Genomic DNA, 25,445 nt, shown 5'->3' with positions numbered 1-25,445 from the left:
CGTAATTTGTGCCAAAGTGATAACTCTATTTTTCAAAAAAAGAAAAGGATGAGATAGTATGTTTTCAGAATTAGTAATACCACACAGAACCATTATGACACCTGGACCCGTTGAGGCAAATCCTGTTGCTCTAAAAGCAATGAGTTCTCGAATTTTGGGACAGTTTGATCCAGCATTTTTGACAATTATGGACAATGTCAAAGAAATGATCAAATTACCTTTTGGTACCAAAAATCAAGAAGCTTTTGCTATAGATGGGACATCTCGTTCTGGTTTAGAAGCCGCAATGATAGCGCTGATTGAGCCAGGGGATAAAGTTTTGATTCCGGCATATGGCCGTTTTGCTTATTTATTAGGTGAAATTGCTGAACGAGCGCAAGCCGAAATTAAATATCTAGAAAAAGACTGGACATCGACATTTGATCAACAGATTGTAATTGATGCAATTGATGACTTCCAACCAAAAATTGTGGCGATGGTTCACGGTGAAACAGCCAATGGTCAAATGCAATCTATTGATAAAATTGGTCAACATTGCCGTGAAAATGACATGTTCTTTGTAGTTGATATGGTTGCTACATATGGTGGTGTTCCGCTACAAGTTGATGATTGGTGTGTGGATATTGCGGTTGGTGGAACACAAAAATGTTTAAGTGTACCAGCTGGAATGTCATTAGTGACTTACAATGACCGTGTTGAAGCAGTTTTGAATGCTCGCTACCAAAAAGAATTGGGTTTGAGTAAAGATGATCGTAACGAAAATCATATTTCTAGTAACTATCTAGATTTAAGTCAGTTGCAACGCTACTGGAGTTCAGAACGCATTAATCATCATACAGAAGCAACAAGTATGATTTATGCGTTACACGAAGGCTTACGTTCAATCATTAATGAGGGGTTAGAAAACGTTTATGCTCGTCATGCATTAAATGATCAAGCAATTGTCGCTGGAATCAAAGCGATGGGACTTGGTTTTTATGGAGACTTAGCAACAAAAATGCCAACGGTTACTCCTGTTATGATTCCAGATGGTGTTGGTGATGGGGAGCAAGTGCGTGAACTATTATTAAATCAATTTGGCGTGGAGATTGCCTCTTCATTTGGTGATTTAAAAGGGAAATTATGGCGTATTGGGAACATGGGATACAGCAGTCGACATGAGAATGTCTTACATGTATTAACTGCCTTAGAAGGTGCTTTGACTTATTATGGTGCTCCAATTAATCATGGTGAAGCAGTAAAAGCAGCACTAGCAATTTATGAAAACAATTAATTGAAGAGGTGTTCTCGAATTAACAAATTAAAACACTGAATTTAAGAGCGGATTAAGAAAAGGTTGTGACTTGCTTTGACAAGCGGTCACAACCTTTTTAAGACCCAACTTTTGTTTAAAATAGCTAATGAAAATATTTGTTTTGTTTTAATTGGATAATGATTATCTTGAGTATAGCGTTTACAATAAAAATAGATGAAACAAGAGATAACAATGGTTTTGTTACATGCGTTAGCTCTATCTAAATAAAAGGAGGAAAAGATTTGGAGGCTAAAGATTATCACGTTTCAGAGCAAGAACTGCAAAAATTTAGAAGTAGAGGATACAATGAAGATTTATTGCCAAAGAGTAATGAAAAACGAAATATGAGTGCACTGAATTATTTTACTCTATGGATGGGATCTGTTCATAACATTCCAAACTATGCCGCAGTTGGAGGATTTCTCTTTCTAGGATTATCGCCAGTAAACGTTATGCTAGCATTAGTATTAAGTTCTTTAGTAGTTGCCGCATTCATGGTTATTAATGGGCAAGCAGGATCAAAATATGGAATTCCTTTCGCGCTGCATCTACGGTCAACTTATGGTGATTTAGGTGCTAAACTGCCTGGGTTTTTAAGAGGATGCGTGGCAGCTATTGCTTGGTTTGGTTTACAAAACTTTACAGGTTCTTTAGCACTTCTAATTTTAATTGGAAAAATTTGGCCTGGTTTTCTAACAATTGGTGGAGATACAACGATTCTAGGTATTGGGATTCCAGGATTGATTGCATTTACTATTTTTTGGGCAATTAATGTACTCATTGGTTTTGGTGGTGGCAATATTCTTAACCGTTTTACAGCAATCTTAAGTCCATTGATTTATATTGTTTTTGGTGCAATGGCCATTTGGGCTTTTCGTGCAGGTGGAGGCTTTAGCGCTATTCTATCCTATGATACAGTTGGTGCGACTCGGCATGTGAATCCTATATTTGGTTATCTAATGATTATTAATTCTGTGCTTGCTGTTTGGGCTGCACCAGGTGCAAGTGTTTCAGACTTTACACAAAATGCTAAATCAACAAAAGATCAAGTAGTTGGGCAAACAGCTAGTTTAGTAGTAGGGTATATTATTTTTGCCATTTTTAGCGTAATTATTTTAATCGGTGGTTCCATTCATTATGGAATTCAAGAATGGAATGTATTGAGTATTATTGAGCGATGGGATAATACCCCAGCGATTATTATTACGATGACAGTGTTTCTCTTAACTACTGTATCAACAAATGCAACTGGAAATATTATTCCAGCTGCATATCAATTATCTGCGCTATTTCCGAAATATATTAATTATCAAAAAGGGGTATTAATTGCAGGGATTATTAGTTTTCTAATTATGCCCTGGAAATTGATGGAGAATTCCGACAGCATTTTTATTTTCTTAAACACGATTGGGGCTGTTTTAGGGCCTGTAGCTGGGGTAATGATTGCTAGTTATTATTTCGAGCGAAAGCAAACGATTGATTTAGATGAGTTGTATATGGATAAAACAAAAGATAATACCAATAGTAGTTATCGCGGTATTAATCGCCAAGCGTACATTGCAACTATTGTAGCATTAATTTTATCATTAAGTGGGCAGGTCATTCGTTCACTAAGTATTATTTCGGATATTTCTTGGTTAGTAGGTTTTGGTTCAGCATTTGTTATTTATTTATTTTTACAAAAAATTTCTTCTAAAAAATAGAAGATAAAAATAGGAGGATAAAAATAATGAGTTATGATTTAGTAGTGAAAAATGGTTTAGTTATTTTAGAAGGCGGTGAAGTACAAACAGATGTTGCCATCAAGGATGGTTTAATTGTGGCAATTGGTAATCATTTATCTGGCGAAAAAGAAATAGATGCCGCAGGTTTAATTGTTAGCCCAGGGATGTTAGATGCACACGTGCATATCACAGATCCAGGTGGAGGCTATCGCGATCAATGGGAAGGGTATATTACAGGGACAGCTGCTTGTGCTAAAGGGGGCGTAACCTCTTTTATGGAGATGCCATTGAACCAAATTCCAGCAACTTTTGACGGTGAATCATTACAAGTGAAATATGCTGCTGGAAAAAATAAATTAAAAGCCGATGTTGCGTCATTTGGTGGTTTAGTGCCATTTAATTTAGATGGAGGGATTCAAGAATTAGACGAAGGTGGTGTTGCTGCATATAAATGCTTTATGGCGACTTGTGGTGACCGTGCAATTTCAGAAGATTTTATGAATGTGGATGATTATTCATTGTATGAAGGGATGAAACAAATTGCTAAGACTGGTAAAGTACTAGCGATTCATGCTGAGAATGCTGCAATCACTGATCGCTTAGGCGAAATTGCTTATAAAAATGGGGAAACAACACTAAAAGCGTATGTAGCAACTCGTCCAGTTTTCACTGAAGTAGAACCTATCCGTCGAGCTATTTTATTAGCTAAAGAAACTGGATGCCGGATTCATATTTGTCATGTTGCTTGTCCAGAAGGTGTTGCTGAAGTGACGAAAGCTCGTAATGAAGGAGTAGACGTTACGTGTGAAACGTGCACGCACTATCTATACTTTGAAACAGATGAGTTAGACGCTATTGGTCCGGTTGTAAAATGTTCACCTCCAATTCGTGATAAAGCAGCACAAGATGGTTTGTGGGAAAAATTATTAAATGATGAAATTGCTTTTGTAACTTCCGACCATTCACCGTGTACACCAGATTTAAAAGACAAAGAAAATGCTTTTGATGCTTGGGGTGGAATTTCTGGCGTACAAAATAATGTCGATGTGTTGTTTGATGAAGGTGTTCAAAAACGGGGCATGTCATTAACGCAATTTGCGGCTATCATTGCCAAAAATCCGGCTGACCGGTTTGGATTAGATCAAAAAGGTCGTATTAGTGTAGGAAAAGATGCAGATTTAGTATTGATTCGTCCCAACTCATCTTATACATTAAAAGCAGAAGACTTAGAGTATAGAAATAAAATCAGTCCTTATATTGGACGTGAAATCAATGCACAAGTTGCTCAAACGATTCTTCGTGGTGAAGTTGTTTATAGCCAAGAAACTGGTGTGGTTAGCGATTTCTCAGGGGCGTTTATCAAAAAATAATGAATAAAATAGCACTTGCTACACTTTCTTTAGAAAGTGTGGCAAGCTATTTTTTATTAAATAAGGAATGTATTATAATAGATAACTGATTCCTTTTATTTGATTGGATGATGCAAAGGAGAACTTGAGAATGAACGAGCAAAAAAAAGGACAAGCAGTTTATTGGAAACAAATTATTTTTATTTTAACAGCAGGCTGGGTTGTGATTTGGATATATCGGGATACATTCCCACCAATCTATCCGATTGTCAAAGAGTTTTTTGATGGAGCATCAGATGCCCAAATTGGTAAAATATCAAGTTCCTTTTTCTTAGGGTACGCAACAATGCAAATTCCATCAGGGATTTTAGTAGACAAACTAGGGCGAAAAAATATTTTGATTCCAGGATTTATTTTATTTGGTATAGGGGCATGGCTTGTTTCATCAGCCAATACGTTGCCAATGGTTTATGTAGGGAGTATTCTAGCGGGACTTGGTAGTGGGACTTATTATGGTGTAGCTTATTCATTAACAACTGAGTTTGTTCCTAGAAAAAAACGAAGCATGGCCACAGCTATTGTAAATAGTGGGACAGCTTTAGGATGTGGGATTGGTTTGATTTCTTCTAACTTGTTAGTAGGTGGTCGAATCATTTCTTGGCAAACGATGTTTTATTTGCCGATTGTGCTCACATTTGTAATGTTGGTTGTATTTTTTAAATTTATTCGACCTGAACAATCGAACAACAAGGACAAAACAACAGTTAAAGTGGTTCAAAAAACAAAAATTCAGGATTTTTTTAAACCACAGATGGTTGCCGCTTATATTCTGTATTTCTCTACTTTATATACGTATTATTTAATTGATACTTGGTTACCAAACTTTTTAGAAACGGAACGAAATATTCCAGGTAATACGGTTGGGGCGATTTCTTCATTAGTCTTTTTTGTCGCAATTCCAGGGGCATTACTTTTTAGTCGCTTAGCAGATGAGATGCCACAAAATAAAATTCGGTTGATTATTTCTTTAGAACTGTTAGCAGCGTTGATTTTATTTATTACGTTAAGTGTAACGAATCCTATTTTCGTTGTCGTCGGTTTTATTGCTTATGGCTTTATTGGGAAATTAGCAGTGGAACCGATTATTATTTCATGGTTAAGTCAGTTTGCACCGAGAAAAAATATTGCCACAACTTATGGCATTTTTAATTTTTTTGGTATGTCGGCATCAGTGCTTGTTCCAACTGTGACTGGTTTTATCTCAGATAAAACCGGGTCTAAAGTGTATGGTTTTTACTTAGCTATAGGGATTATTATTATTGGAACGCTCGTATTTTATTTAATTAATCGTAGCATGTCAAAAAAAGTCCAAGAATAAAACATAAAGTAACTTACGAGGCTTTGGCTTATGTCAGAGCTTCGTTTTTTTCATAGGCATGGTTTTTCTCTTTAAGTTAAAAAATAAGCTATACTACATATAAAATAAACATGTCATTTTTATTTAATTGAGGGTGTAGGTTAGAAGTGACAAATAAAATAAAAGGAGAACATATGAAAAAGAAGGTATCGATGACTACGCAAATTGTAATTGCGGTCGTGTTAGGGATTTTAGTAGGTGCATTATTCTCGGACGTGGCACAACATTTAAAAATTGTGGGCGATTTGTTTTTACGTTTAATGCAAATGGCTATCCCAGTGTTAATTTTAGGGCAAATTATTCAAGCAGTCGCAAGTATTGAAGCCAAAGAGTTAACCAGTTTGGGTGGACGAACAATTTTTGTTTTTGGCACGTCTTCCTTATTAGCAGCAACATGGGGAATTTTAATGGCCGTCCTTTTTCAAGCAGGGAAAGGAACGAATCTTTCAGGTTTGCAAGAGGCATCTGTTGAAGCAAAAGAAATTTCGTTTTCAGAGACATTTTTAGGTTTTATTCCAACCAATATCTTTGATTCGTTGTCGAATGGCACGATTGTACAAATTATTGTTTTTGCGCTATTTTTTGGTGTTGCATTGAATAAATTTATGAGTAAACATCCAGAGTCAGGGCTTGCTCAAATCATCATTGATTTTAATGAAGTAATTTTGATGATTATTCGCTATGTTATGATTATTGCTCCATTAGGAATTTTTGCATTAATCGCCTCAACGATTAGTAATTTAGGGGTAACGATTATCGGTTCATTACTTTCTTACTTAGGTGTGTACGCGTTAGCAACCTTCCTATTTTTAGGGTTGTGGATTACTTTTATTACCTTGTATGTAGGTGTCAATCCGCTTCGTTTAATCAAAAATATGAAAAAAATGTCAGTCATGGCTTTGGCAACAACGTCATCAGCAATTACGTTACCAACAGCGATGGATGAAACGCAAAATAAATTAGGGGTAAGCGATCGAATTACTAATTTAGTTTTACCTTTAGGGATGTCATTAAATAGCAATGGTTCAGCGATGCATATGGCAATTACTGTTATGACTATTTCCCAAATGTATCAAATGGACTTTAATTTACCACAAATGATTTATGTGGCTGTGGCTGCTACGATTATTTCATTGGCTAATGCAGTTGTTCCTGGAGCAGGTCTTGTTTCATTGGCAATTATTGTGCCACAAATGGGGCTGCCAATTGAAAGCATTGCGATTTTTGCAGGTGTCGAGTGGTTTGTCGGGATGCTGCGAACAATTTTAAATGTGAATTCCGATGTCTATTCAGCAATTGTTGTTGCTAAATCAGTCAATGAAATTGACTACGACGTTTTTAAGGGCAAAAAAGTAATTGAATAATAAGGTGACGAGACTGTGACCTAAAAAAACAAGACGGAAATATCCGAACAAAATAGAATGGTTGCGCCAAATCAAGGAGCAATCTTCTCTTGTTCGGATATTTTACTGTCAATCAATTTATGTCATAGTCCTGTTTTTTGATAAAACAATGATAGAATCAACGGAATCTTCTTTTTGAGAATGAAGTTATGTTATACTGTAAGAGAATCTTTTCGTGTAGGTAGAAGATATAACACTGCGATTTTTGTAAAATGTGTTGTATAATGAATAGGATAATAATGAACGTGTTTCTTATTTAAAAATAAATATACATACTTATAAGAAGTAGTAAATATAAATAATTGAGAGGTGAAAATTTTGAGTAAAATCAAAATTATTCCCCTTAGTGGTGTCCGAGAAAATGGTAAAAACTTGTACATTGCTGAAGTGGGAGAGGATATATTTGTGTTAGACTGTGGTCTACGCTATCCAGAAAATGAACTATTAGGAATTGATACGGTTATTCCTGATTTCACGTATTTAGAAGACAATGCTGAGCGTGTGGCGGGAGTGTTTTTAACGCATGGGCATGCAGACGCAATTGGCGCTTTGCCGTATTTTTTAGAAAAAATTCAAGCGCCCGTATTTGGGACCAAATTAACAATTGAATTAGCAAAGTTAACAGTGCAACGCTATGAACCAACAAAGAAATTTAAAGAGTTCCATGTAATAGATGTGCATTCTGAAATTGACTTTGGTTCTGCAACTGTTAGCTTTTTTTCAACGACACATTCAATTCCGGATTCAGTTGGTATTAGTTTGAAAACACCAGCTGGCAACATTGTTTATACAGGAGACTTCAAATTTGATCAAGCCGCTGTGCCAATGTATCAAACAGATTTTGCGCGCTTAGCCGAGATTGGTAAAGAGGGTGTTTTGGCATTATTAAGTACATCAAGCAATGCTGAAAATCCTGCAACTGTAGTTTCGGAAGCTCAAATTGCCGATGAAGTTTACGATACTATTCGCTATTGGGAAGGTCGAATCATTGTTGCTTGTGTTGCTAGTAATTTGCAACGAGTACAACAAGTGCTAGATGCTGCTTATCGTTCCGGACGTAAAGTAGTGCTGACTGGACAAGACTTTGGAAAAATTATTCGTACGGCAATGAAATTAGGTAAATTAGAAATTCCTGATGAAACGATTTTAATTACCCAAAAAGAAATGAAAAATTACGCTGATGACCAACTAGTTATTTTAGAAACAGGTCGTATGGGTGAACCAATTAAAGCTTTACAACGAATGGCAAGTGGCGCTCACCGTACATTACGCATTAAAGAAGGCGATTTGGTTTATATTACCACTACGCCAACGATTGCGATGGAGACATTTGTGGCAAAAACAGAAGATATTATTTATCGAGCAGGTGCTACGGTGAAAAATATCTCGGATAATTTGCGAGTATCTGGACATGCAAGCCCCAATGATTTGCAATTAATGTTGAATCTATTGAAACCAAACTATTTCATTCCAGTACAAGGCGAATATCGCTTGCTAGCTGCTCATGCAGAGTTAGCTCAAGAAGTTGGTATGCCATTAAATCGTATCTTTATTACGGCACGCGGTGATATTTTAGAATATGATAAAGGTGAATTAACAAAAGCTGGTTCAGTTCCAGCAGAAAATGTCATGGTTGATGGGATTGGTGTAGGCGATATTGGGAATATTGTCTTAAAAGATCGTAAAGTCTTATCAGAAGATGGTATTTTTGTTGCGGTCGTAACAATTAACCGTCGTGAAAAACGAATTGTTTCAAAACCACAGATTACTTCTAGAGGGTTTGTTTATGTGAAAGCAAGTCGTGACTTGATTCGTGAAGGTGGCGAGATGGTCGAGCAAATTGTTGACAAACATCTCCATGAAGACGATTTTGAATGGAGTAAGTTAAAACAAGATATTCGTGACCAATTAAGTCGTTATTTATTTGAACAAACAAAACGTCGCCCGGTGATTTTACCAGTTATTATGGAAGCTAGTCAACGAAATAGAAGAAGATAGAAGGTATGCTTATAGCTGATTCCAGTTATAAGCGTATTTTTTAAATAGAATATTTTTTTGCGACATAGTGTTATTTTTCACATGCAGATTTGGCACAAAGTAGTGTGCCAAAAATCTATATAGAAAGGATTGAAAACCCTACCAAAATAAATTACACTAAGTCTGTAAAGAAAAACACTTTATTTATTGAGAGGAGAGAAATGACATGGCGGCAGAGAAAAAAGGATTGAAAGCCAAAGTTCAACGTTTCGGAAGTTATTTAAGTGGTATGGTTATGCCGAACATTGGCGCCTTTATTGCGTGGGGTGTTATTACAGCATTATTTATTGGAACAGGTTGGTTGCCAAATGAACAATTAGCAACAATGGTTGACCCAATGATCAAATATTTATTGCCATTATTAATCGGTTATACAGGCGGAAGCATGGTTCATGGTCAACGTGGAGCAGTTGTAGGGGCAATTGCCACAATGGGAGTGATTGTCGGATCAGAAGTTCCAATGTTTATTGGAGCAATGATTATGGGGCCAATCGGTGGTTGGTGTATTAAGAAATTTGATGATTTATTCTCAGATAAAATTCGTGCCGGATTTGAAATGTTAGTCAATAACTTTTCAGCAGGATTAATCGGATTTGCCTTAGCTATTTTAGGTTTTTATGGGATTGGACCGGTAGTTACTGCGTTGACAGAAATGATGGGGAATGGTGTAGAAGCCATTGTTAACGCAAATCTGTTACCGTTAGCCAATATCTTTATTGAACCAGCAAAAATTTTATTCTTAAACAATGCAATTAATCATGGTATTCTAACACCGTTAGGAACAGAGCAATCGCTTGAAACAGGAAAATCAATTCTATTCTTACTAGAAGCGAACCCTGGACCAGGTTTAGGAGTATTATTAGCGTATACGTTGTTTGGTAAAGGTTCAGCAAAATCTTCGGCACCAGGTGCGGTAGTCATTCAATTTTTAGGTGGGATTCATGAAATTTACTTCCCATATGTAATGATGAAACCAATTTTATTCTTAGCGGTTATCAGTGGTGGTATTTCAGGAACATTTATTTTCCAATTGTTAAATGCCGGATTACAAGCAGCTGCTTCACCAGGATCGATTATTGCGATTTTAGGTATGGCACCTAAAGGCGGACATCTACCAGTAATTGCCGGTGTGGTTGTCGCAACTGTGGTATCATTCTTGATTTCAATGATTATCTTGAAATCAGATCGTTCAACAGAGGATGAATTTGAAGCGACACAAGAAGCTGTAGCAACTGCGAAAGCTGAAAGCAAAGGTCAAGCAGCTGTTGTGGAAGAAACAGTTGCCGAAACAGCAGATAAGAAAATTGATAAGATTATCTTTGCTTGTGATGCAGGGATGGGCTCAAGTGCAATGGGAGCGTCTGTCTTACGTAATATGATTAAGAAAGCTGGGGTTGATATTCCAGTAACTAACTCAGCGATTAACAACCTAAAAGATGAACCAAATACTTTAATTGTGACTCAGGTCGAATTACACGAACGTGCGAAACAAAAAGCACCATCTTCTGACTTTGTAACAGTTGAAAACTTTATGAATAGTCCACGTTATGAAGAAGTTGTCAATCGAATGAAAGAACAGTAAAATATCATAGCTAGCTGCTTGCTTGCTACTTAATTAAACATGCGGCGAAAAGCAGGGGGGAATCCGCTGCTTTTCGTCATTTTTTTAGAGGAGGTGGATAACTTGTATTTCTCGAATCGGGAAAAACAAATTTTAAAACTATTAATTGAATGTACAGAAGGAATTACCCCACAAGAATTATTAGATATATTACAAATTAGTAAGCGAACCTTGTATCGTGAAATATCCAGTATTGAAAAAAGCTTAAAACCGATGGAAGTTCAAGTTGTGAAACCGCGTGGTAAAGGCTATCGATTAGTTGGAGAGGCTGAGAAATTAACTGAGATTAAACAGTTGATACAAGAAGATGAAAGGATTCCTCTTGATAATGTTCATCGTCAGAGTGCCTTAGTGTCTAATTTACTTTTGGCAGATGAGGAACGAACGATTGAAGGACTAGCGATTGATTTTGAAGTAAGTCAAAGTACAATACATGCTGATTTACAAGTAGTCGAAGAAAGTCTAACTGAATATTCATTGGTTCTTGAACGGCGCAAAGCAAGAGGGATTATCATTGTTGGTGGTGAGTATGAACGACGACAAATTTTAGGAAATACCATTTATAGTGGTGTCAGTGAGTATGAATTTTTTCACTACCTTTCCTTATTGACCGCGATGACAACGGAACAAGTAACATCGAATCTCTTCTTGAATTTAATTAGTCCACAATCTTTCTACATTGCGAAAACAGTTATATTAGATGAACGAAACAAATTATTTTTAGAAGTAACAGACAATCAAGTCCAACAAATTGTTACGATTTTGGCATTATCTATTGATCGAGTAAAATCGAACCATTTATTAATGCCACCGATTGAGGATAGTCAAATTTCATCTGAAATCTATGCATTAGCTGAACAGATTATGGGAAATGTCGAAGAACATGGTTTAGTGATGCCGACAGAAGAAACGATTTTCTTTGCCCGACAATTAGAAGGTGTCAACTACAAGAAACCACAAAACATCTTTTTAGAAAGCTTCGATGTGGAATTATCATATCAGATTCGTGAAGTGATTCGTTTTGTTTCAGAATTGACCCATAATGATTTTCGAGCAGATGATATCTTGTATTATGATCTTTTGACTCATTTATCAGCAGCTTTTAAAAGGATGGATAATCTTGTGCAGTTAGCAAACAATCCACTTCTAGATAAAGTTATGATTCAATATGATGATTTAACACGTGCTATCCAACTGGCACTTGCCAAACAGTTTCCTAAAGAACAGTTTTCGAATGATGAACTGGCATATATTGTTATTCATTTTGCAGCATCATTAGAACGTAATCCAGTGAAAAAAGCTATTTCAACTTTAGTTCTGTGTTCAAGTGGTATTGGTACAGCGAAGATTTTAGAAAGTCGTTTGCGAAAGTATATTCCTGAGATCGACCATATTCAAGTGATTAAAATTTCGCAGATGAGTCATGTGGATTATAAAGAATATGATTTGATTCTATCGACTATTTTCTTGCCGGACTTTACATTACCGTATAAATTGATATCACCATTACTACTTGATGATGAAATCCAAAAAATCAAACAAGAAATTCATGAAAAACATTTTGAATCAAAAAGTGCTGAACCAACCATTGTTTCCAAAGAATCTGAAGGATCATTTGATCATGTTTATGAAATAATGAGAGTAGGGAATGATTTACTTACACAGTTTGATGTGAAATCGATACAAACAAATAAAACGTTGGACACAACAATTCAACAAATTATTGATGATTTAGAAGGTGTTATTGTTGAGGATGCTCAAAAGGTCAGTGAATTAGTTTTAAATCGACATCGGACAGCACCGATTGGCATACCAGAAACCAACTTAGCTTTATTTCATAGTGCCAATACCTACGTGAAGGGACCATACTTTAGTATTTTTGATTTAAGTTCACCGATTCCTATTTTAGGTATGGACAGAAAACCAATGGCATTGACACGGGTGTTGTTAATGTTGGCTCCAGAATCAATGACTGCTGCTGAAGAAAAGCTATTGGGCTTAATTAGTGCATCAATCATTGAGAGTGATTTGAACATGGATATCTATCAACATGAAACCAAAGAAATTATTTATGAATTAATTAGTTCTCTCTTTGTAAATGAAATAAGAGAGGTAGAGGAGGAAAAATAATGGAATTAAAAAAAGACATGATTTTATTAAACAAAGAATTTACTACAAAAGAAGAAGCGATTCGTGAAAGTGGTCGTTTATTGGTAGACGCTGGCTGTGTAGACGAGGCCTATGTGGATGCGATGATTGATCGCAATAATTTGGTTTCAACATATATGGGGAACTTTATTGCCATTCCACATGGTACGGACGAAGCAAAAAAATTCGTGAAAAAAAGTGGCATTTCAATTATTCAAGTCCCTCAAGGAATTGATTTTAGTACCAATCCTGATGAAGAACAATTAGCGATGGTTGTTTTTGGAATTGCTGGAGTAGACAATGAGCACTTAGATATCTTACAAAAAATTGCGATTTTCTGTTCTGATGTAGATAATGTCGTGAAGTTAGTGAGTGCATCGTCTGTGGAAGAAATTATTTCTTTACTTGAGGAGGTTGAATAGGATGAAAGCAGTTCACTTTGGTGCAGGAAATATTGGTCGAGGCTTTATCGGAGAAATTTTGTTTAATAATGGTTTTTCAATTGATTTTGTTGATATTAACGCTACGATTATTGATGCGTTAAAAGCTAGAAATGCCTATGAAATCGAATTAGCAAGCGAAGACAAAGAACGAATAGCTGTAACAAATGTTAATGGTTTAAATAATCAGACAGAACCTGAAGCGGTCGTAGAGGCTATTGCAGAAGCTGATATTGTGACAACAGCGATTGGACCAAATGTCTTACCGTTTATTGCTGAATTAATTGCAAAAGGTATTCAAAAACGCCGTCAAGCAGCAACAACAACTCCTGTTGATGTCATTGCTTGTGAAAATATGATTGGCGGCAGTCAATTCTTGTTCTCAAAAGTAAAAGAATTCTTAGCTGAAGAAGATTTAGCTTATGTCGAAGAATTTGTAGGATTTCCTAATGCAGCGGTTGACCGAATTGTACCAATTCAACACCATGAAGATCCATTATTTGTATCAGTTGAACCTTTCAGCGAGTGGGTTGTTGATGCGACACAGCGTAAAAATCAAGAACTTAAATTAGAAAATGTATTGTATGTAGAAGATTTAGAACCATATATTGAACGAAAACTGTTTTCTGTTAATACTGGACATGCAACAACCGCTTATACTGGTAGTTTTTACGGCTATCAAACAATTGGTGAAGCAATAGCAGATGAACGTGTATTGACACAATTAAAAAATGTCTTACAAGAAACAGGCGATTTATTGATTGCTAAATGGGGATTTGACCGGGAAGCGCATGAAAAATATACAGAGAAAATCATCCATCGCTTTGAAAATCCATACATTTCAGACGATATCACACGAGTAGCTCGAACACCAATTCGTAAACTAGGTTTTGATGAACGATTTATTCGTCCGATTCGTGAAGCCAAAGAGCGTGGCCTTTCTTACAAACACTTATTAGAAGTAGTAGCGATGATTTTAAGTTATCGTGATGCAGCAGATCAAGAAAGCGAAAAATTAGCTCAACTGTTAGCAGAACAACCTTTACGAGAAGTTATTCAAACAGTAACGAAGTTGGAAGATGACTCATTAATTGATGAAATTGAAGTGGTGTACACTAAAAATAAATAGATTTTTAATTGAAGGATTCTTGCTTTTGCAATTAAAGGGTGTTAGAATTGGCATATACCAAAAACAAATTGTAAGGGAGAGTTTTTCATGAAGGTTATTCGTGTAAAAAATGCGGACGAAGGCGGAAAACAAGCGTTTGAAATTATTAAAGAAGGTATCAAAAACGGCGCAGAAGTTTTCGGATTAGCGACAGGCAGCACACCAGAAACAATGTACAGTCATATGATTGCAAGTGATTTAGATTTTTCGGATAAAGTATCTATTAACTTAGACGAGTATGTTGGTTTAAGTGGTGATGACGATCAAAGTTACCGCTATTTTATGAACAAACACCTATTTAATGAAAAACCATTTAAAGAAACTTTTGTACCAAATGGCAAAGCAGAAGATTTAGAAGCTGAGTGTAAACGTTACGATGGAATCATTGAAACACATCCAATTGATATTCAAGTATTAGGAATTGGTCAAAATGGCCATATTGGTTTTAATGAACCTGGTACACCATTTGATGCAACTACTCAAGTTGTGGAATTAACAGAATCAACAATTAATGCAAACAAACGTTACTTTGATAAAATTGAAGATGTTCCAACACATGCTTTATCAATGGGAATTGGTTCAATTATGAAGAGTAAAAAAATCATTTTGATGGCATTTGGTGAAGTAAAAGCTGATGCGGTGAAAGGCATGATTGACGGAGACGTAACCACAGATCTTCCTGCAAGTGTTTTACAAGGTCATAATGACGTTGTAGTCATTATTGACGAAGCAGCAGCAAGTAAATTATAGAATACGTTCAAAAAACCTTAGACAATAACTTGTTTAAGGTTTTTTTCTGTTGTTTTATAAAGTTCTTTGTTTATTTTATCTGTTATTATCTGTTACAATATAAGTGTTATACTGTATTAACTTTTATATAAAAAAATACTAGGCTAAATAAAAGATAAAAACTACAGATAAGACACAGTGGAGAAATTGTTATTCATATTAATTGAACTATTTTAATCTAAACAAAGACTGAAATAACAAAAAATTGAGGTGTAAAAAATGGCAACAAAACATGATTTGATTTTAGCACATATTGAAAGTTTACCTGTTGGCGAAAGGATTTCTGTTCGAGGAATTGCTAAAGAATTAGAAGTCAGCGAAGGAACGGCGTATCGTGCAATCAAAGATGCCGAAAATATTGGATTGGTTTCAACCATTCAGCGTGTTGGAACAATTCGAATTGAACGGAAATTAAAAAAACATATTGAAAAATTAACTTTCAGTGAAGTGGTTCGGATTATTGAAGGGGATGTCTTAGGGGGATCATCTGGCTTAGATAAGGACTTAAATCGTTTTGTCATTGGTGCGATGAAAGAGAATGCTATGGAACGTTATATCACGCCAGGCTCGTTGATGATTGTCGGAAACCGTGAAAATGTGCAAGAACTGGCACTTAGACAAGGAGCAGCTGTTTTAATTACTGGAGGGTTTGATACAACCACTGAAATTCAGCAACTAGCAGATGAACTAGAGCTACCAATTTTACGGACAACCTATGATACGTTTACAGTAGCGACAATGATTAATCGTGCCTTAAGTGACCAATTAATCAAAAAAGATATTTTATTGGTCAGTGATATTTATATGCCGCTAGAGAAGACAAAATATTTAACGATTACAGACACGGTAAAAGAGTACAAACGATTATCCGAAGAAACGCATCATTCTCGCTATCCTGTAGTGAATCGTAACATGCGTGTGGTTGGCATAGTGACAGCGAAAGATGTTTTTGAAAAATCAAGCACACAATTAATTGAGCGTGTAATGACAAGAGATCCGCGAATGGTAAAAAAAGAAATGAGCGTAGCATCTGTTAGCCATCAAATGATTTGGGATGGATTAGAAGTGATGCCGGTAGTAGCGGATGATTTATCTTTAATCGGAATTGTTACTCGACAAGATGTGATGAAAGCGATGCAATTAGTGCAACGTCAACCACAAGTTTCTGATACTATTTCTGATCAAATTACCGATCAAGTACGTATCATTGAACAAGATTTTGAGGGCCATAAATTAGATCAACCACATTTCAGTTTTACTGTTTCTCCACAAATGGTGGATGAATTAGGTACAATATCATTTGGTGCGTTGAATGAAGTGATTGCTAATGCGACAAAACGTACGATGATTGCTAATCAAAGACGAAACACTTGGATTGAACAAGTTAATTTACATTACTTCCGTTTAATTCAACTGGAAAGTGAAATCATCTTGCAACCAAAAATTCTAGAGTTAGGGCGACGTTCAGCAAAGTTAGATATGGAAATCTTTATTGAAAACTCATTAGTTGGTAAAGCAATTGTTGTTTGTCAAGTAATGGAACGTCCGTAAGAAAGGATAGTTATAATGAATGTACAAACTGAAATTTTAAATGAAATTAAACGTTATGACACAATTGTTATTCATCGTCATCAACGTCCAGACCCTGATGCGTTAGGATCACAGGTAGGATTAGCCGAAATTTTACGCCAAAGTTTTCCTGAAAAAGAGATTTATCAAGTGGGTGGACCAGTAGAGGGCTTAGAATATTTAGCTGTGATGCAAGAAATTCCTGAAGAAATCTATCAAGGAGCGCTAGTTATTGTGACAGACACAGCGAATGCGCCTCGAATTAGCGATTCTCGATATGACTTAGGTGATAAGTTAATCAAAATTGATCACCATCCGAATGATGAACCATACGGTGACTTGGTTTGGGTCAATACCAAAGCGAGCAGTTGTAGTGAAATGATTGCTGATTTTTGGCAGTTATTCCCTGAAGAGTTGATAATGAATGAAGAGGCTGCGCGTTTACTATATGGTGGAATTGTTGGCGATACTGGAAGATTCTTATATCCAGCAACTTCTGCACGTACATTAGCAATTGCTTCAAAGTTGTTAGAATATGGTTTTGATGCTGCAAAATTAAATCGTCAACTTGAACAAGTTTCACGAAACGTTGCCAGACTTTCTGGTTACGTTTATCAAAATTTGGAAATTGATGACTATGGCGCTGGTCGCATTATTTTTACGAAAGAGCTAATGGAAGAATTTTCTGTGACAGATGCTGAAACAGCTGGTATTGTCCCTTTACCGGGTGTCATTGAGGATGTTTTAGCTTGGGGGATTTTTGTAGAGCAACCGCAAGGCTATTATCGGGTACGCTTGCGCTCAAAAGGACCTGTGATTAATGAGTTAGCCAAGCAGCATCATGGTGGCGGACATCCTTTAGCCAGTGGAGCCAATGCGTATAGTTTGGAAGAAGCGCAAGAAATTTATGAAGAAATCAAACGTTTGTGTCGTGAGTTTGTAAAAAATAATTAAAAAAATGAGAGCGTATGATGAAGCTCTTAAATTAGATTGAAAAAAACTAACTTGAACAGATTCACAACAAGAAAATAAAACTTCTTTTGCTTGTTAATATTATAAAATTGATGACGTTTTCTAATTGTCAATCAAAAGGGAAAGCATCGGATTTTTTTATTTTATTAGAAACTAGCATAGGTAGAAAAAATAAACTTGACAAGTTAAAAATAGGTCTATACAATTGGTAATTGTTAACATACTTGTTTTCATGTGACTAGGATAGACTAGGCATGGAAAATTCCACAAAGGGTGTTTTTTACACTTTTTAGGAGTTTTCCATGCTTTTTTTGTTTGTTGGCCGCAAACCTTTCTAAAAAGATGAAAATCACTATTCTGCAGAAGAGGAATTGTTCGTAATGAAAATCAAAAAAATCTTAAATCAAAATGCTGTATTAGTTGAGGATGATGGCGAAGAGAAAGTAGCAATTGGCAAAGGAATTGGGTTTGAGAAAAAGAAAAATGACTTATTGTTTTCACGAGAAATTGAACGCATGTTCATTATGGAACCAGAAGGGCAAATGAAGTTACAAAGTTTATTAAATCAAATTGATGAACAATTTTTATTCGTCGCAGAACATATCATTGATTATGCGGAGACTGTCCTGATGGAAAAACTAAATGAACACATTGTAATTGCGTTGACTGATCACATTGCATTTTCTGCATCGAATATTCGCAATGGGATTATTATTCGCAATAAGTTACTTCGGGAAATCGAAGTCTTATACAGTGATGAATTTAGTATCGCACAGTGGGCAGTGAGTTATTTAAACAAAGAGCTAGGAATACCATATACCTATGATGAAGCTGGTTATATTGCGATTCACTTACACAGTGCAAGAAGCGGACACAGCAGTAATCATCAAAGTATTCGGGAAGTCACCATTATTTCAGATATTATCCGCTTAATAGAAAAAGAACTGTCTGTAGATATTCACGGGGAACGAATGTCATTGAATTATTCTCGATTAGCCAATCATTTACGCTTGCTTTTGCAGCGTTATCACAATCAACAATACGCAGTGTTAGATGATGAGATTATTGAGATGGTGAAACGTAAATATCCGGAAAGTCATGAAGTCGCAAAAAAAATTCGTGTTTTGCTAATTAAGAATTATCAAGTTTCAACAACAAGGGAAGAACTAGGCTACCTTGCGATTCATATTGAACGCTTGCGTATCGCCAAACAAATGGAGGAATAAAAATGAAAGCATATATGCAACGAATGGGTCGCTCGTTAATGTTACCAGTAGCTGTATTACCAGCAGCCGCAATTTTAATGGGGATTGCCAATTGGGTAGGAAATGGTAATCCAAACGTCAATGTATTTACAATTTTTATGTTTAATGCAGGAGATGCAATTTTAAGTCATTTAGCTGTATTGTTTGCAGTTGGTTTGGCATTAGGCATGTCAAAGGATAAAGATGGTGCGGCAGCTTTAGCTGGTTTAGTAGCTTATCTAGTGCCAGAAAAATTATTATCACCCGTTTCAATTCAAACAATTCAAGGTTTGGATGATGTAAGTGCGGTAGCCGCAGCCTTTACTAAAACACAAAATAACGTATTGATTGGGATTATTGCTGGTTTAGTAGCTGCTACAATGTACAATCGTTTTAGTAATGTAAAATTACCCATGGCGTTGTCTTTCTTCAGTGGAAAACGTTTAGTACCAATTATGTCAGCAATTTCAATGGTAGTTGCCTCAGCTATTTTATATTTTGCCTGGCCAGTCATTTATGATGTATTAGTAACATTTGGTACAGGAATTTCTAGCTTAGGTTTTGTGGGAGCTGGATTGTATGGCTTCTTTAACCGTTTGTTAATTCCAACCGGTTTGCATCACGCTTTGAATTCAGTATTTTGGTTTGATGTAGCAGGGATTAATGATATCGGCAACTTCTTAGGTGGCCAAAAAGCAATTGATTCTGGCTTGGCTATTGTTGGGAAAACAGGCATGTATCAAGCTGGTTTCTTCCCAGTAATGATGTTTGGTTTGCCGGCGGGGGCATTTGCGATGTATCGTGCAGCGCGTCCAGAAAAGAAAAAAGTAACAGCTTCATTGATGATGGCAGCAGGATTTGCCGCATTTTTTACAGGAGTTACTGAACCGCTAGAGTTTTCATTTATGTTTGTAGCATGGCCATTGTATGTGTTGCACGCCGTTTTTACAGGATTGTCATTAGCAATCAGTGCCTTTTTCCAATGGACAGCAGGATTTGCTTTTAGTGCCGGTTTTGTGGATTACTTCTTAGCGTTAAAAAACCCAGTTGCAAATCAACCATTAATGTTAGTTGTACAAGGTCTTGTTTTTGCTATAATTTACTATTTTGGTTTTACTTTTGCTATTAAAAAATTCAATTTAATGACACCTGGTCGCGAAGAGGGGGAAGATGAAGTAACTGAAGATATAGCTTCATCAATTGGCGGTAAACATGCAGTGATGGCAGAGCGTATTTATGTCGGTTTAGGTGGCAGCCAAAACCTAACAGCAATTGATAACTGTACAACTCGTTTACGCTTGCAAGTGAAAGACACTGCCGCTGTGGACCAAGCGAAAATTAAAGCAACAGGAGTTCCAGGAATCAAAGTGATTGATAAAAATAATATTCAAGTTATTGTTGGTACTGAAGTGCAATTTGTCGCAGATGAACTGTCTCGGATGCATACAGGTACAGGTGCACCGAAAACTACCGTTATTGAAACGGTGAAAGAAGCGATGACTGATCTACCAAAAGCGCAAGATATTTATGCGGTTGCCAATGGACAAGTAGTCTCAATTACTGAAGTATCTGACGAAGTATTTTCTCAAAAAATGATGGGTGATGGATTTGCAGTCTTGCCAACAACTGGTGAAATTTTTGCGCCTGTTGCAGGGACAATTTTAAACATCTTCCCTACAAAACATGCGCTAGGAATTCAGACAGCTTCTGGCGTAGAAGTCTTGTTACACATGGGAATTGATACGGTAAGCTTAAAAGGTGAGCCGTTTGAGTTGTATGTTGAAGAAGGACAAAAAATTGCACGTGGCCAATTGCTTGCAAAAGTGGATCTAGATGGAATTAAAGCTGCTGGACGTCATACAGATATGATTGTGGTCTTTACAAATCCAGATAGCATTGCTTCGCTAGCAGTTGAAACAGGAACGAATGATGCCAACGCTATCATCGGTTCTATCGAAAGCAAATAATTTTAAAATCATCGAGCGGAATACTCGATGATTTTTTTGTCTGAAGGCAAGCAAAAATGAAAAAATATCTGGGATAAATCAAGAAAAATAAGCGATAAATTGAGGCGGGCAATAAAAGCGTTTATGGCTACTAGCTTATGGATAGGGTATAGGGAGGAACGTTATCTAGCGCTGAATATTCGACAGTAGGTATCATTAGTTTAAAAAAATAGTCCCAAATAAAACTATCCGCACTATTTAGGGGAAATCGCTCATTCTGGTGAATTTGCGACTGGACCTGCTAGACTGCAGGATTAATTTCTAAATAGTTCGGATAGCTTACTGTTCAATGAACCTATGTCATCGTCTTTTTTTATTGAGGTGTAACTAATTCTTGATTATAAAACTTACTTTTTCTTGCAAGCTCTAAATTAACCTTTTTAAAACCATCTCGCTCAATCAATGTGGGCGTGGATGAGGTTAAATCAGTACCTAGACCTAAACGATGATTGGGGATTGTGATACCCATACTAGCTAAAATTGTTGGAAAATAATCAAAAGGAGCATATGATCGTTTGGTTGTTTTAGCAGGAGTGGCACTATTTAAAATTAAATTAAATGTTGAACGCTGGTAATCAGTAGGGAATTTATCAAAATAGTCTTTATCCATACTTAGATGATCGCCTGTTAGCACGATGGTTGTATCTTTATAAAAAGCCTGTTTTTGCATCCAGCGGACGAAATCGGCCACTTGTTTTTGAGAATGTGCAATGACATTGGCGTATTGCTTTTCATAAATTTGGGGTGTTTGGCTATCAAGGTATCCATTTGGAAAATGAGTATCAATTGTTTGCATGGTTAAAGCAAACGGTTCTTTAGTATTAGCCAAACGTAATAATTCTTCTTTAGCAAAATGGAATAATTTTTGATCTTCAAATCCCCACCAAACGTAATAGTCATCAGGAATCCGCTTGGTTTCTTTTGCTTGCTGATAATCAACTACTTGTGTAGCTCCATGTGTTTGATAATAAGTTGCCATGCCACTAAAATCAGCAGGAGAGCCGATTAATAAAGTTTGTCTATAGTTAGCTTCGGATAAAAGATCGCCTAACGTTGTTGCACCTGGTAAAAAATAACCTTTTTTACCATAGGCATTACTATCTGTGGCAATTTTTATCGGCACACCTGCTGTCATATTCACAACAGAAGCCATTGTCCAACTAGAACCATATGTTTGATAAGGTCCACCAAATGCTTGGTTTTGCGAAAAATGAATGCCTTCTTTGGACAAGGCAGTTAAATCTGGCATTAAATTCTCTTCTGAATTGCCTCCTAAAGAAGAAGCTAAATAAGAGTTTTCCATCGATTCTAAATAAATATGCACTAAGTTTCGTTTCTCTTTGGGAAAGGTTAATGCGACTGAATCGGGTGCAACATAATTTTCTTCAAGATAAGACGATTTAGATGTTAATGAATGGATGACTTCATCTAAACGCAAAGTTGAAACTGCATAGATACTAGAGACAAATAATAAAAATGCTGCGATGATACCGCCAATTTTACGAATACGTCCGTTGGGCAAAGGGGTACGATATTTGTTGACGACATGAACAGGTGCCCATAAAAAAGTTAAAAACACAACTGCACCAGTCACGTATAATAAAATTTGCGTATCTGCTACATCGATTAAAAGATCATTGGCAGCACCATTTATTGGTGAAGTGAAGTTAAACATAAACTGTTCTGGAGCAATCGAACCAACTAAATGATGAAACCAATCGGTACCAATTAGCAAAAACCAACCAATTAAAAACATTGCCGAATCAGCAATTAACCAACGTCGTTCAGCTTTTGTTCGTGGTTTTTTACACTCTTTTAAATGAGCAGAATGATGAATTTGATATTTCATAAATAAAAAACCTAGCGCAACAATCATTGCAAATAATACATATTTGACGCTATACGTCATTGTGTAAGTAGCATTTAGAAACAAATGATTTTTTTGTAAAACAAAACGTAATAAAAAGAGCGAAAATAAATTAATAAATACCGTATTTTGTAAAAAGATGACTGTCTTATTTTTCCCATGTAAAGTACTAGAGCAACGTAATTCTGCGATTGTTGCAAAGGTACCTACAAGAAGAAAATTGATGAACATCATGGTGTTGTAAATCCTTTCTAAAATGAATTGCTTTTCTCTCTAAGAAATCTTTTTAATTTTGATGAAACTGACCCGATTATATCAAGTTTTTTCTTTTTGTACAGTCTTTCTTTTAAAAATGAGAAAAAAGTAAGAACAATAATGAGCAGTAGAAAAAAACCGTGGAATGATAACGATTTCCAAGCAGGGTAGCTTGAAAAGTAGCGCTATGTAAAAGTGAGGAACTCCTGTGAAAATATGGTTCTGTATAGATGATGGGAATATCTTTCGCTGACCCTTTATTTTTAGTGAGAGTGACTTGTTTAACAGCTTGTTTTTTTTCAAAAAAAATGGGTTAATAGGAATAAAGAAATTGTTTTAAAGGCAAAGGAGAAAAAATGGAGATTACAATTGCACCATTTGTTAAAGAAGATAGTGAGGGCTTATGGTTATTGGAAAAAATTTGGAATGAAACCAATACGCCAGTACCTCTAAATACAGAAGATTATGAAACGTTTAAGAAAAATTTAGTTGATCAACAGCTATTAGTTGCACACTGGGGTCAAGAAGTGGTAGGATCATTGTCGTATCACGTTATTGATGTGATTCCTTCTCGCAATAAACAATGGGTTTTTGGGATTGCAGTTAGTCCGACTGCACAAGGGAAAGGTATCGGGCGTTTATTAATTGAAGAGCTGTTTCGTTTAGCAAAAGCAGCAGGTATTGCTAAACTTTCTTTACGTGTAATGGCAACTAATCCTGGAGCGATTGCCTTTTATAAAAAAATCGGGTTTGAACAGGAAGCCCATTACAAAAAAGAATTTTGGATAAATGATACTTGGGTTGATGATTTTCAATTTGCGTATTATCTATAAAAGAATTCGTAAGAAAGTATTCAAAATATTCACACTATTATCTTGAAATCTGTTACTATAAGAGAAATAGCAAAGGAGAGAAAGAATTTGAGTTTTAAAGCGTTAAGCCAACATATTAATTTAGATACAGTTAAATCAATTTCAAAACTAACTGAAGAGGAAGCAGCCAAAAAAGCTGCACGCGATGCAGAATTAAAAGCAGTCATGGAAGGAACAGACGACCGCTTTTTATTAGTTATTGGACCTTGTTCTGCAGATAACGAAGAAGCAGTTTTAGAATATGCAAGAAGATTAGCAAAATTACAAGAAGAAGTAAAAGATAAAATTTTCATCGTTCAACGTGTATACACAAATAAACCACGCACCAATGGTGATGGCTACAAAGGATTATTGCACCAACAAGATCCGTCAGGGGAAATTAACTTAGTTCGTGGAATGGTAGCAGTGCGCAAAATGCATAAACGTGTCTTAACAGAAACTGGGTTAACAACTGCGGACGAAATGTTATATCCTGAAAATTTAGAGTTTATCGAAGATCTTGTTAGTTATCATGCAGTTGGTGCTCGTTCAGTAGAAGACCAACAGCATCGTTTTGTAGCAAGTGGTATTGACCATCCAACAGGTTTAAAAAATCCGACAAGTGGTAATATCAATGTGTTATTCAATGCGTTACATGCTAGCCAACAAAAACAAGAATTAATGTACAATGGAATGGAAGTAGAAACAAGTTCAAATCCCTTAGCTCATGTTATTTTGCGTGGCGCTTTAAAAGAAAATGGGAGTGTTGTTCCGAATTATCATTACGAAGATTTAATAAAAGTGATTGAAACTTACAAAAAAGGCAATTATAAAAATCCATTCATCATGGTTGATACGAATCATGATAATTCTAGTAAAAAATACAATGAACAAATTCGTATCGTTCAAGAGGTGCTAACTAATCGTCAATGGAATGAAGACATCAAACAATATGTTCGTGGCTTTATGATTGAAAGTTACCTAGAAGACGGTCGTCAAGAACCTGGTGGCGGAATCTTCGGTCAATCAATTACGGATCCTTGTCTAGGTTGGGAAAAAACCGAAGAACTTGTGCGTTATATTGCAGAACATATTTAAATCAAAAGAACCCATCGAAGTGAGCTGACCTCTCAACAGGTAGACCTAAAAATCTACCTGTTGAGAGGTCAGTTTTTATTATGGGGAAATCGTTGGTAGACTTAAAAATACAAGCAATTTGACTGTTTCACTTAGTAATTATTTAAAATGAATTTGAAAATTTAGCAAAGGATTCAGCTAAATTTTGAAAAAG

General features: G+C 36.0%; 18 protein-coding genes. 17 read left to right on the top strand and 1 reads right to left on the bottom strand.

All coding sequences use genetic code 11. The features are described 5' to 3' along the window. Nucleotides 1-58 precede the first annotated feature (58 nt). The 15 genes from AC4BC5_RS04120 (at nt 59) to nagE (ending at nt 21,142) form a co-directional block, all read left to right on the top strand. Nucleotides 59-1,273 carry a pyridoxal-phosphate-dependent aminotransferase family protein gene (locus AC4BC5_RS04120; protein ID WP_490496910.1) on the top strand — a complete coding sequence of 405 codons (1,215 nt, stop codon included), beginning with the start codon at nt 59-61 and terminating at the stop codon, nt 1,271-1,273. Nucleotides 1,274-1,536: 263 nt separating this feature from the next. After that, nucleotides 1,537-2,997, top strand: coding sequence for an allantoin permease (gene allW / locus AC4BC5_RS04115; RefSeq protein WP_490496909.1), 1,461 nt, complete (start codon nt 1,537-1,539; stop codon nt 2,995-2,997). 26 nt (nt 2,998-3,023) lie between these two features. Next, nucleotides 3,024-4,388, top strand: a complete 1,365-nt coding sequence (allB, locus tag AC4BC5_RS04110) for an allantoinase AllB (RefSeq protein ID WP_490496908.1) — start codon at nt 3,024-3,026, stop codon at nt 4,386-4,388. 130 nt (nt 4,389-4,518) lie between these two features. Continuing rightward, nucleotides 4,519-5,745, top strand: a complete 1,227-nt coding sequence (locus tag AC4BC5_RS04105; RefSeq protein ID WP_490496907.1) for an MFS transporter — start codon at nt 4,519-4,521, stop codon at nt 5,743-5,745. Nucleotides 5,746-5,918: 173 nt separating this feature from the next. Beyond that, on the top strand, nt 5,919-7,148 hold the full coding sequence (locus AC4BC5_RS04100; RefSeq protein ID WP_490496906.1) for a dicarboxylate/amino acid:cation symporter: 1,230 nt from the start codon (nt 5,919-5,921) through the stop codon (nt 7,146-7,148). 357 nt (nt 7,149-7,505) lie between these two features. Beyond that, nucleotides 7,506-9,185 carry a ribonuclease J gene (locus AC4BC5_RS04095; RefSeq protein ID WP_490496905.1) on the top strand — a complete coding sequence of 560 codons (1,680 nt, stop codon included), beginning with the start codon at nt 7,506-7,508 and terminating at the stop codon, nt 9,183-9,185. Between the two features lie 205 nt (nt 9,186-9,390). Then, the gene (locus tag AC4BC5_RS04090; protein ID WP_490496904.1) at nt 9,391-10,806 is read left to right on the top strand and encodes a PTS mannitol transporter subunit IIBC; all 1,416 of its coding nucleotides are present in this window, start codon (nt 9,391-9,393) and stop codon (nt 10,804-10,806) included. 102 nt (nt 10,807-10,908) lie between these two features. Then, entirely contained in the window at nt 10,909-12,975 is a 2,067-nt protein-coding gene (locus tag AC4BC5_RS04085; RefSeq protein WP_490496903.1) for a BglG family transcription antiterminator, read from the top strand. Next, entirely contained in the window at nt 12,975-13,415 is a 441-nt protein-coding gene (locus AC4BC5_RS04080) for a PTS mannitol transporter subunit IIA (protein WP_490496902.1), read from the top strand. The genes AC4BC5_RS04085 and AC4BC5_RS04080 overlap by 1 nt, the downstream gene beginning before the upstream one ends. Before the next feature lies 1 nt (nt 13,416). Beyond that, on the top strand, nt 13,417-14,562 hold the full coding sequence (locus AC4BC5_RS04075; RefSeq protein WP_490496901.1) for a mannitol-1-phosphate 5-dehydrogenase: 1,146 nt from the start codon (nt 13,417-13,419) through the stop codon (nt 14,560-14,562). 87 nt (nt 14,563-14,649) lie between these two features. Beyond that, the gene (nagB, locus tag AC4BC5_RS04070) at nt 14,650-15,351 is read left to right on the top strand and encodes a glucosamine-6-phosphate deaminase (RefSeq protein WP_490496900.1); all 702 of its coding nucleotides are present in this window, start codon (nt 14,650-14,652) and stop codon (nt 15,349-15,351) included. Between the two features lie 258 nt (nt 15,352-15,609). Beyond that, complete coding sequence (locus AC4BC5_RS04065; RefSeq protein ID WP_490496899.1) at nt 15,610-16,941, top strand: DRTGG domain-containing protein; 1,332 nt, start codon at nt 15,610-15,612, stop codon at nt 16,939-16,941. Nucleotides 16,942-16,956: 15 nt separating this feature from the next. After that, complete coding sequence (locus AC4BC5_RS04060; protein WP_490496898.1) at nt 16,957-17,913, top strand: DHH family phosphoesterase; 957 nt, start codon at nt 16,957-16,959, stop codon at nt 17,911-17,913. Between the two features lie 398 nt (nt 17,914-18,311). Beyond that, complete coding sequence (locus AC4BC5_RS04055) at nt 18,312-19,157, top strand: PRD domain-containing protein (RefSeq protein ID WP_490496897.1); 846 nt, start codon at nt 18,312-18,314, stop codon at nt 19,155-19,157. A 2-nt stretch (nt 19,158-19,159) separates the two neighbouring features. After that, complete coding sequence (gene nagE, locus AC4BC5_RS04050) at nt 19,160-21,142, top strand: N-acetylglucosamine-specific PTS transporter subunit IIBC (protein ID WP_490496896.1); 1,983 nt, start codon at nt 19,160-19,162, stop codon at nt 21,140-21,142. A 352-nt stretch (nt 21,143-21,494) separates the two neighbouring features. On the opposite strand, the gene AC4BC5_RS04045 is transcribed toward nagE, so the two are convergent. Continuing rightward, entirely contained in the window at nt 21,495-23,282 is a 1,788-nt protein-coding gene (locus tag AC4BC5_RS04045) for an LTA synthase family protein (protein WP_490496895.1), read from the bottom strand. A 377-nt stretch (nt 23,283-23,659) separates the two neighbouring features. Here AC4BC5_RS04045 and AC4BC5_RS04040 point away from each other — a divergent pair, with 377 nt between their 5' ends. Beyond that, on the top strand, nt 23,660-24,136 hold the full coding sequence (locus AC4BC5_RS04040) for a GNAT family N-acetyltransferase (protein WP_490496894.1): 477 nt from the start codon (nt 23,660-23,662) through the stop codon (nt 24,134-24,136). Nucleotides 24,137-24,223: 87 nt separating this feature from the next. After that, on the top strand, nt 24,224-25,252 hold the full coding sequence (locus tag AC4BC5_RS04035; protein ID WP_490496893.1) for a 3-deoxy-7-phosphoheptulonate synthase: 1,029 nt from the start codon (nt 24,224-24,226) through the stop codon (nt 25,250-25,252). The last annotated feature ends 193 nt before the right edge of the window (nt 25,253-25,445 follow it).

The sequence above is a fragment of the Enterococcus sp. AMC2644 genome (assembly GCF_058216475.1).
Note: the sequence above shows the minus strand (reverse complement) of the source record. Positions and strands in the feature narration are given on the sequence as shown.

Bases quoted from the DNA above. Each gene is read 5' to 3' on its own strand.
- AC4BC5_RS04120 (WP_490496910.1), top strand. From the start codon at position 59: ATGTTTTCAGAATTAGTAATACCACACAGAACCATTATGACACCTGGA.
- allB (WP_490496908.1), top strand. From the start codon at position 3,024: ATGAGTTATGATTTAGTAGTGAAAAATGGTTTAGTTATTTTAGAAGGC.
- AC4BC5_RS04105 (WP_490496907.1), top strand. From the start codon at position 4,519: ATGAACGAGCAAAAAAAAGGACAAGCAGTTTATTGGAAACAAATTATT.
- AC4BC5_RS04100 (WP_490496906.1), top strand. From the start codon at position 5,919: ATGAAAAAGAAGGTATCGATGACTACGCAAATTGTAATTGCGGTCGTG.
- AC4BC5_RS04090 (WP_490496904.1), top strand. From the start codon at position 9,391: ATGGCGGCAGAGAAAAAAGGATTGAAAGCCAAAGTTCAACGTTTCGGA.
- AC4BC5_RS04080 (WP_490496902.1), top strand. From the start codon at position 12,975: ATGGAATTAAAAAAAGACATGATTTTATTAAACAAAGAATTTACTACA.
- AC4BC5_RS04075 (WP_490496901.1), top strand. From the start codon at position 13,417: ATGAAAGCAGTTCACTTTGGTGCAGGAAATATTGGTCGAGGCTTTATC.
- nagB (WP_490496900.1), top strand. From the start codon at position 14,650: ATGAAGGTTATTCGTGTAAAAAATGCGGACGAAGGCGGAAAACAAGCG.
- AC4BC5_RS04065 (WP_490496899.1), top strand. From the start codon at position 15,610: ATGGCAACAAAACATGATTTGATTTTAGCACATATTGAAAGTTTACCT.
- AC4BC5_RS04060 (WP_490496898.1), top strand. From the start codon at position 16,957: ATGAATGTACAAACTGAAATTTTAAATGAAATTAAACGTTATGACACA.
- AC4BC5_RS04055 (WP_490496897.1), top strand. From the start codon at position 18,312: ATGAAAATCAAAAAAATCTTAAATCAAAATGCTGTATTAGTTGAGGAT.
- nagE (WP_490496896.1), top strand. From the start codon at position 19,160: ATGAAAGCATATATGCAACGAATGGGTCGCTCGTTAATGTTACCAGTA.
- AC4BC5_RS04045 (WP_490496895.1), bottom strand. From the start codon at position 23,282: ATGATGTTCATCAATTTTCTTCTTGTAGGTACCTTTGCAACAATCGCA.
- AC4BC5_RS04040 (WP_490496894.1), top strand. From the start codon at position 23,660: ATGGAGATTACAATTGCACCATTTGTTAAAGAAGATAGTGAGGGCTTA.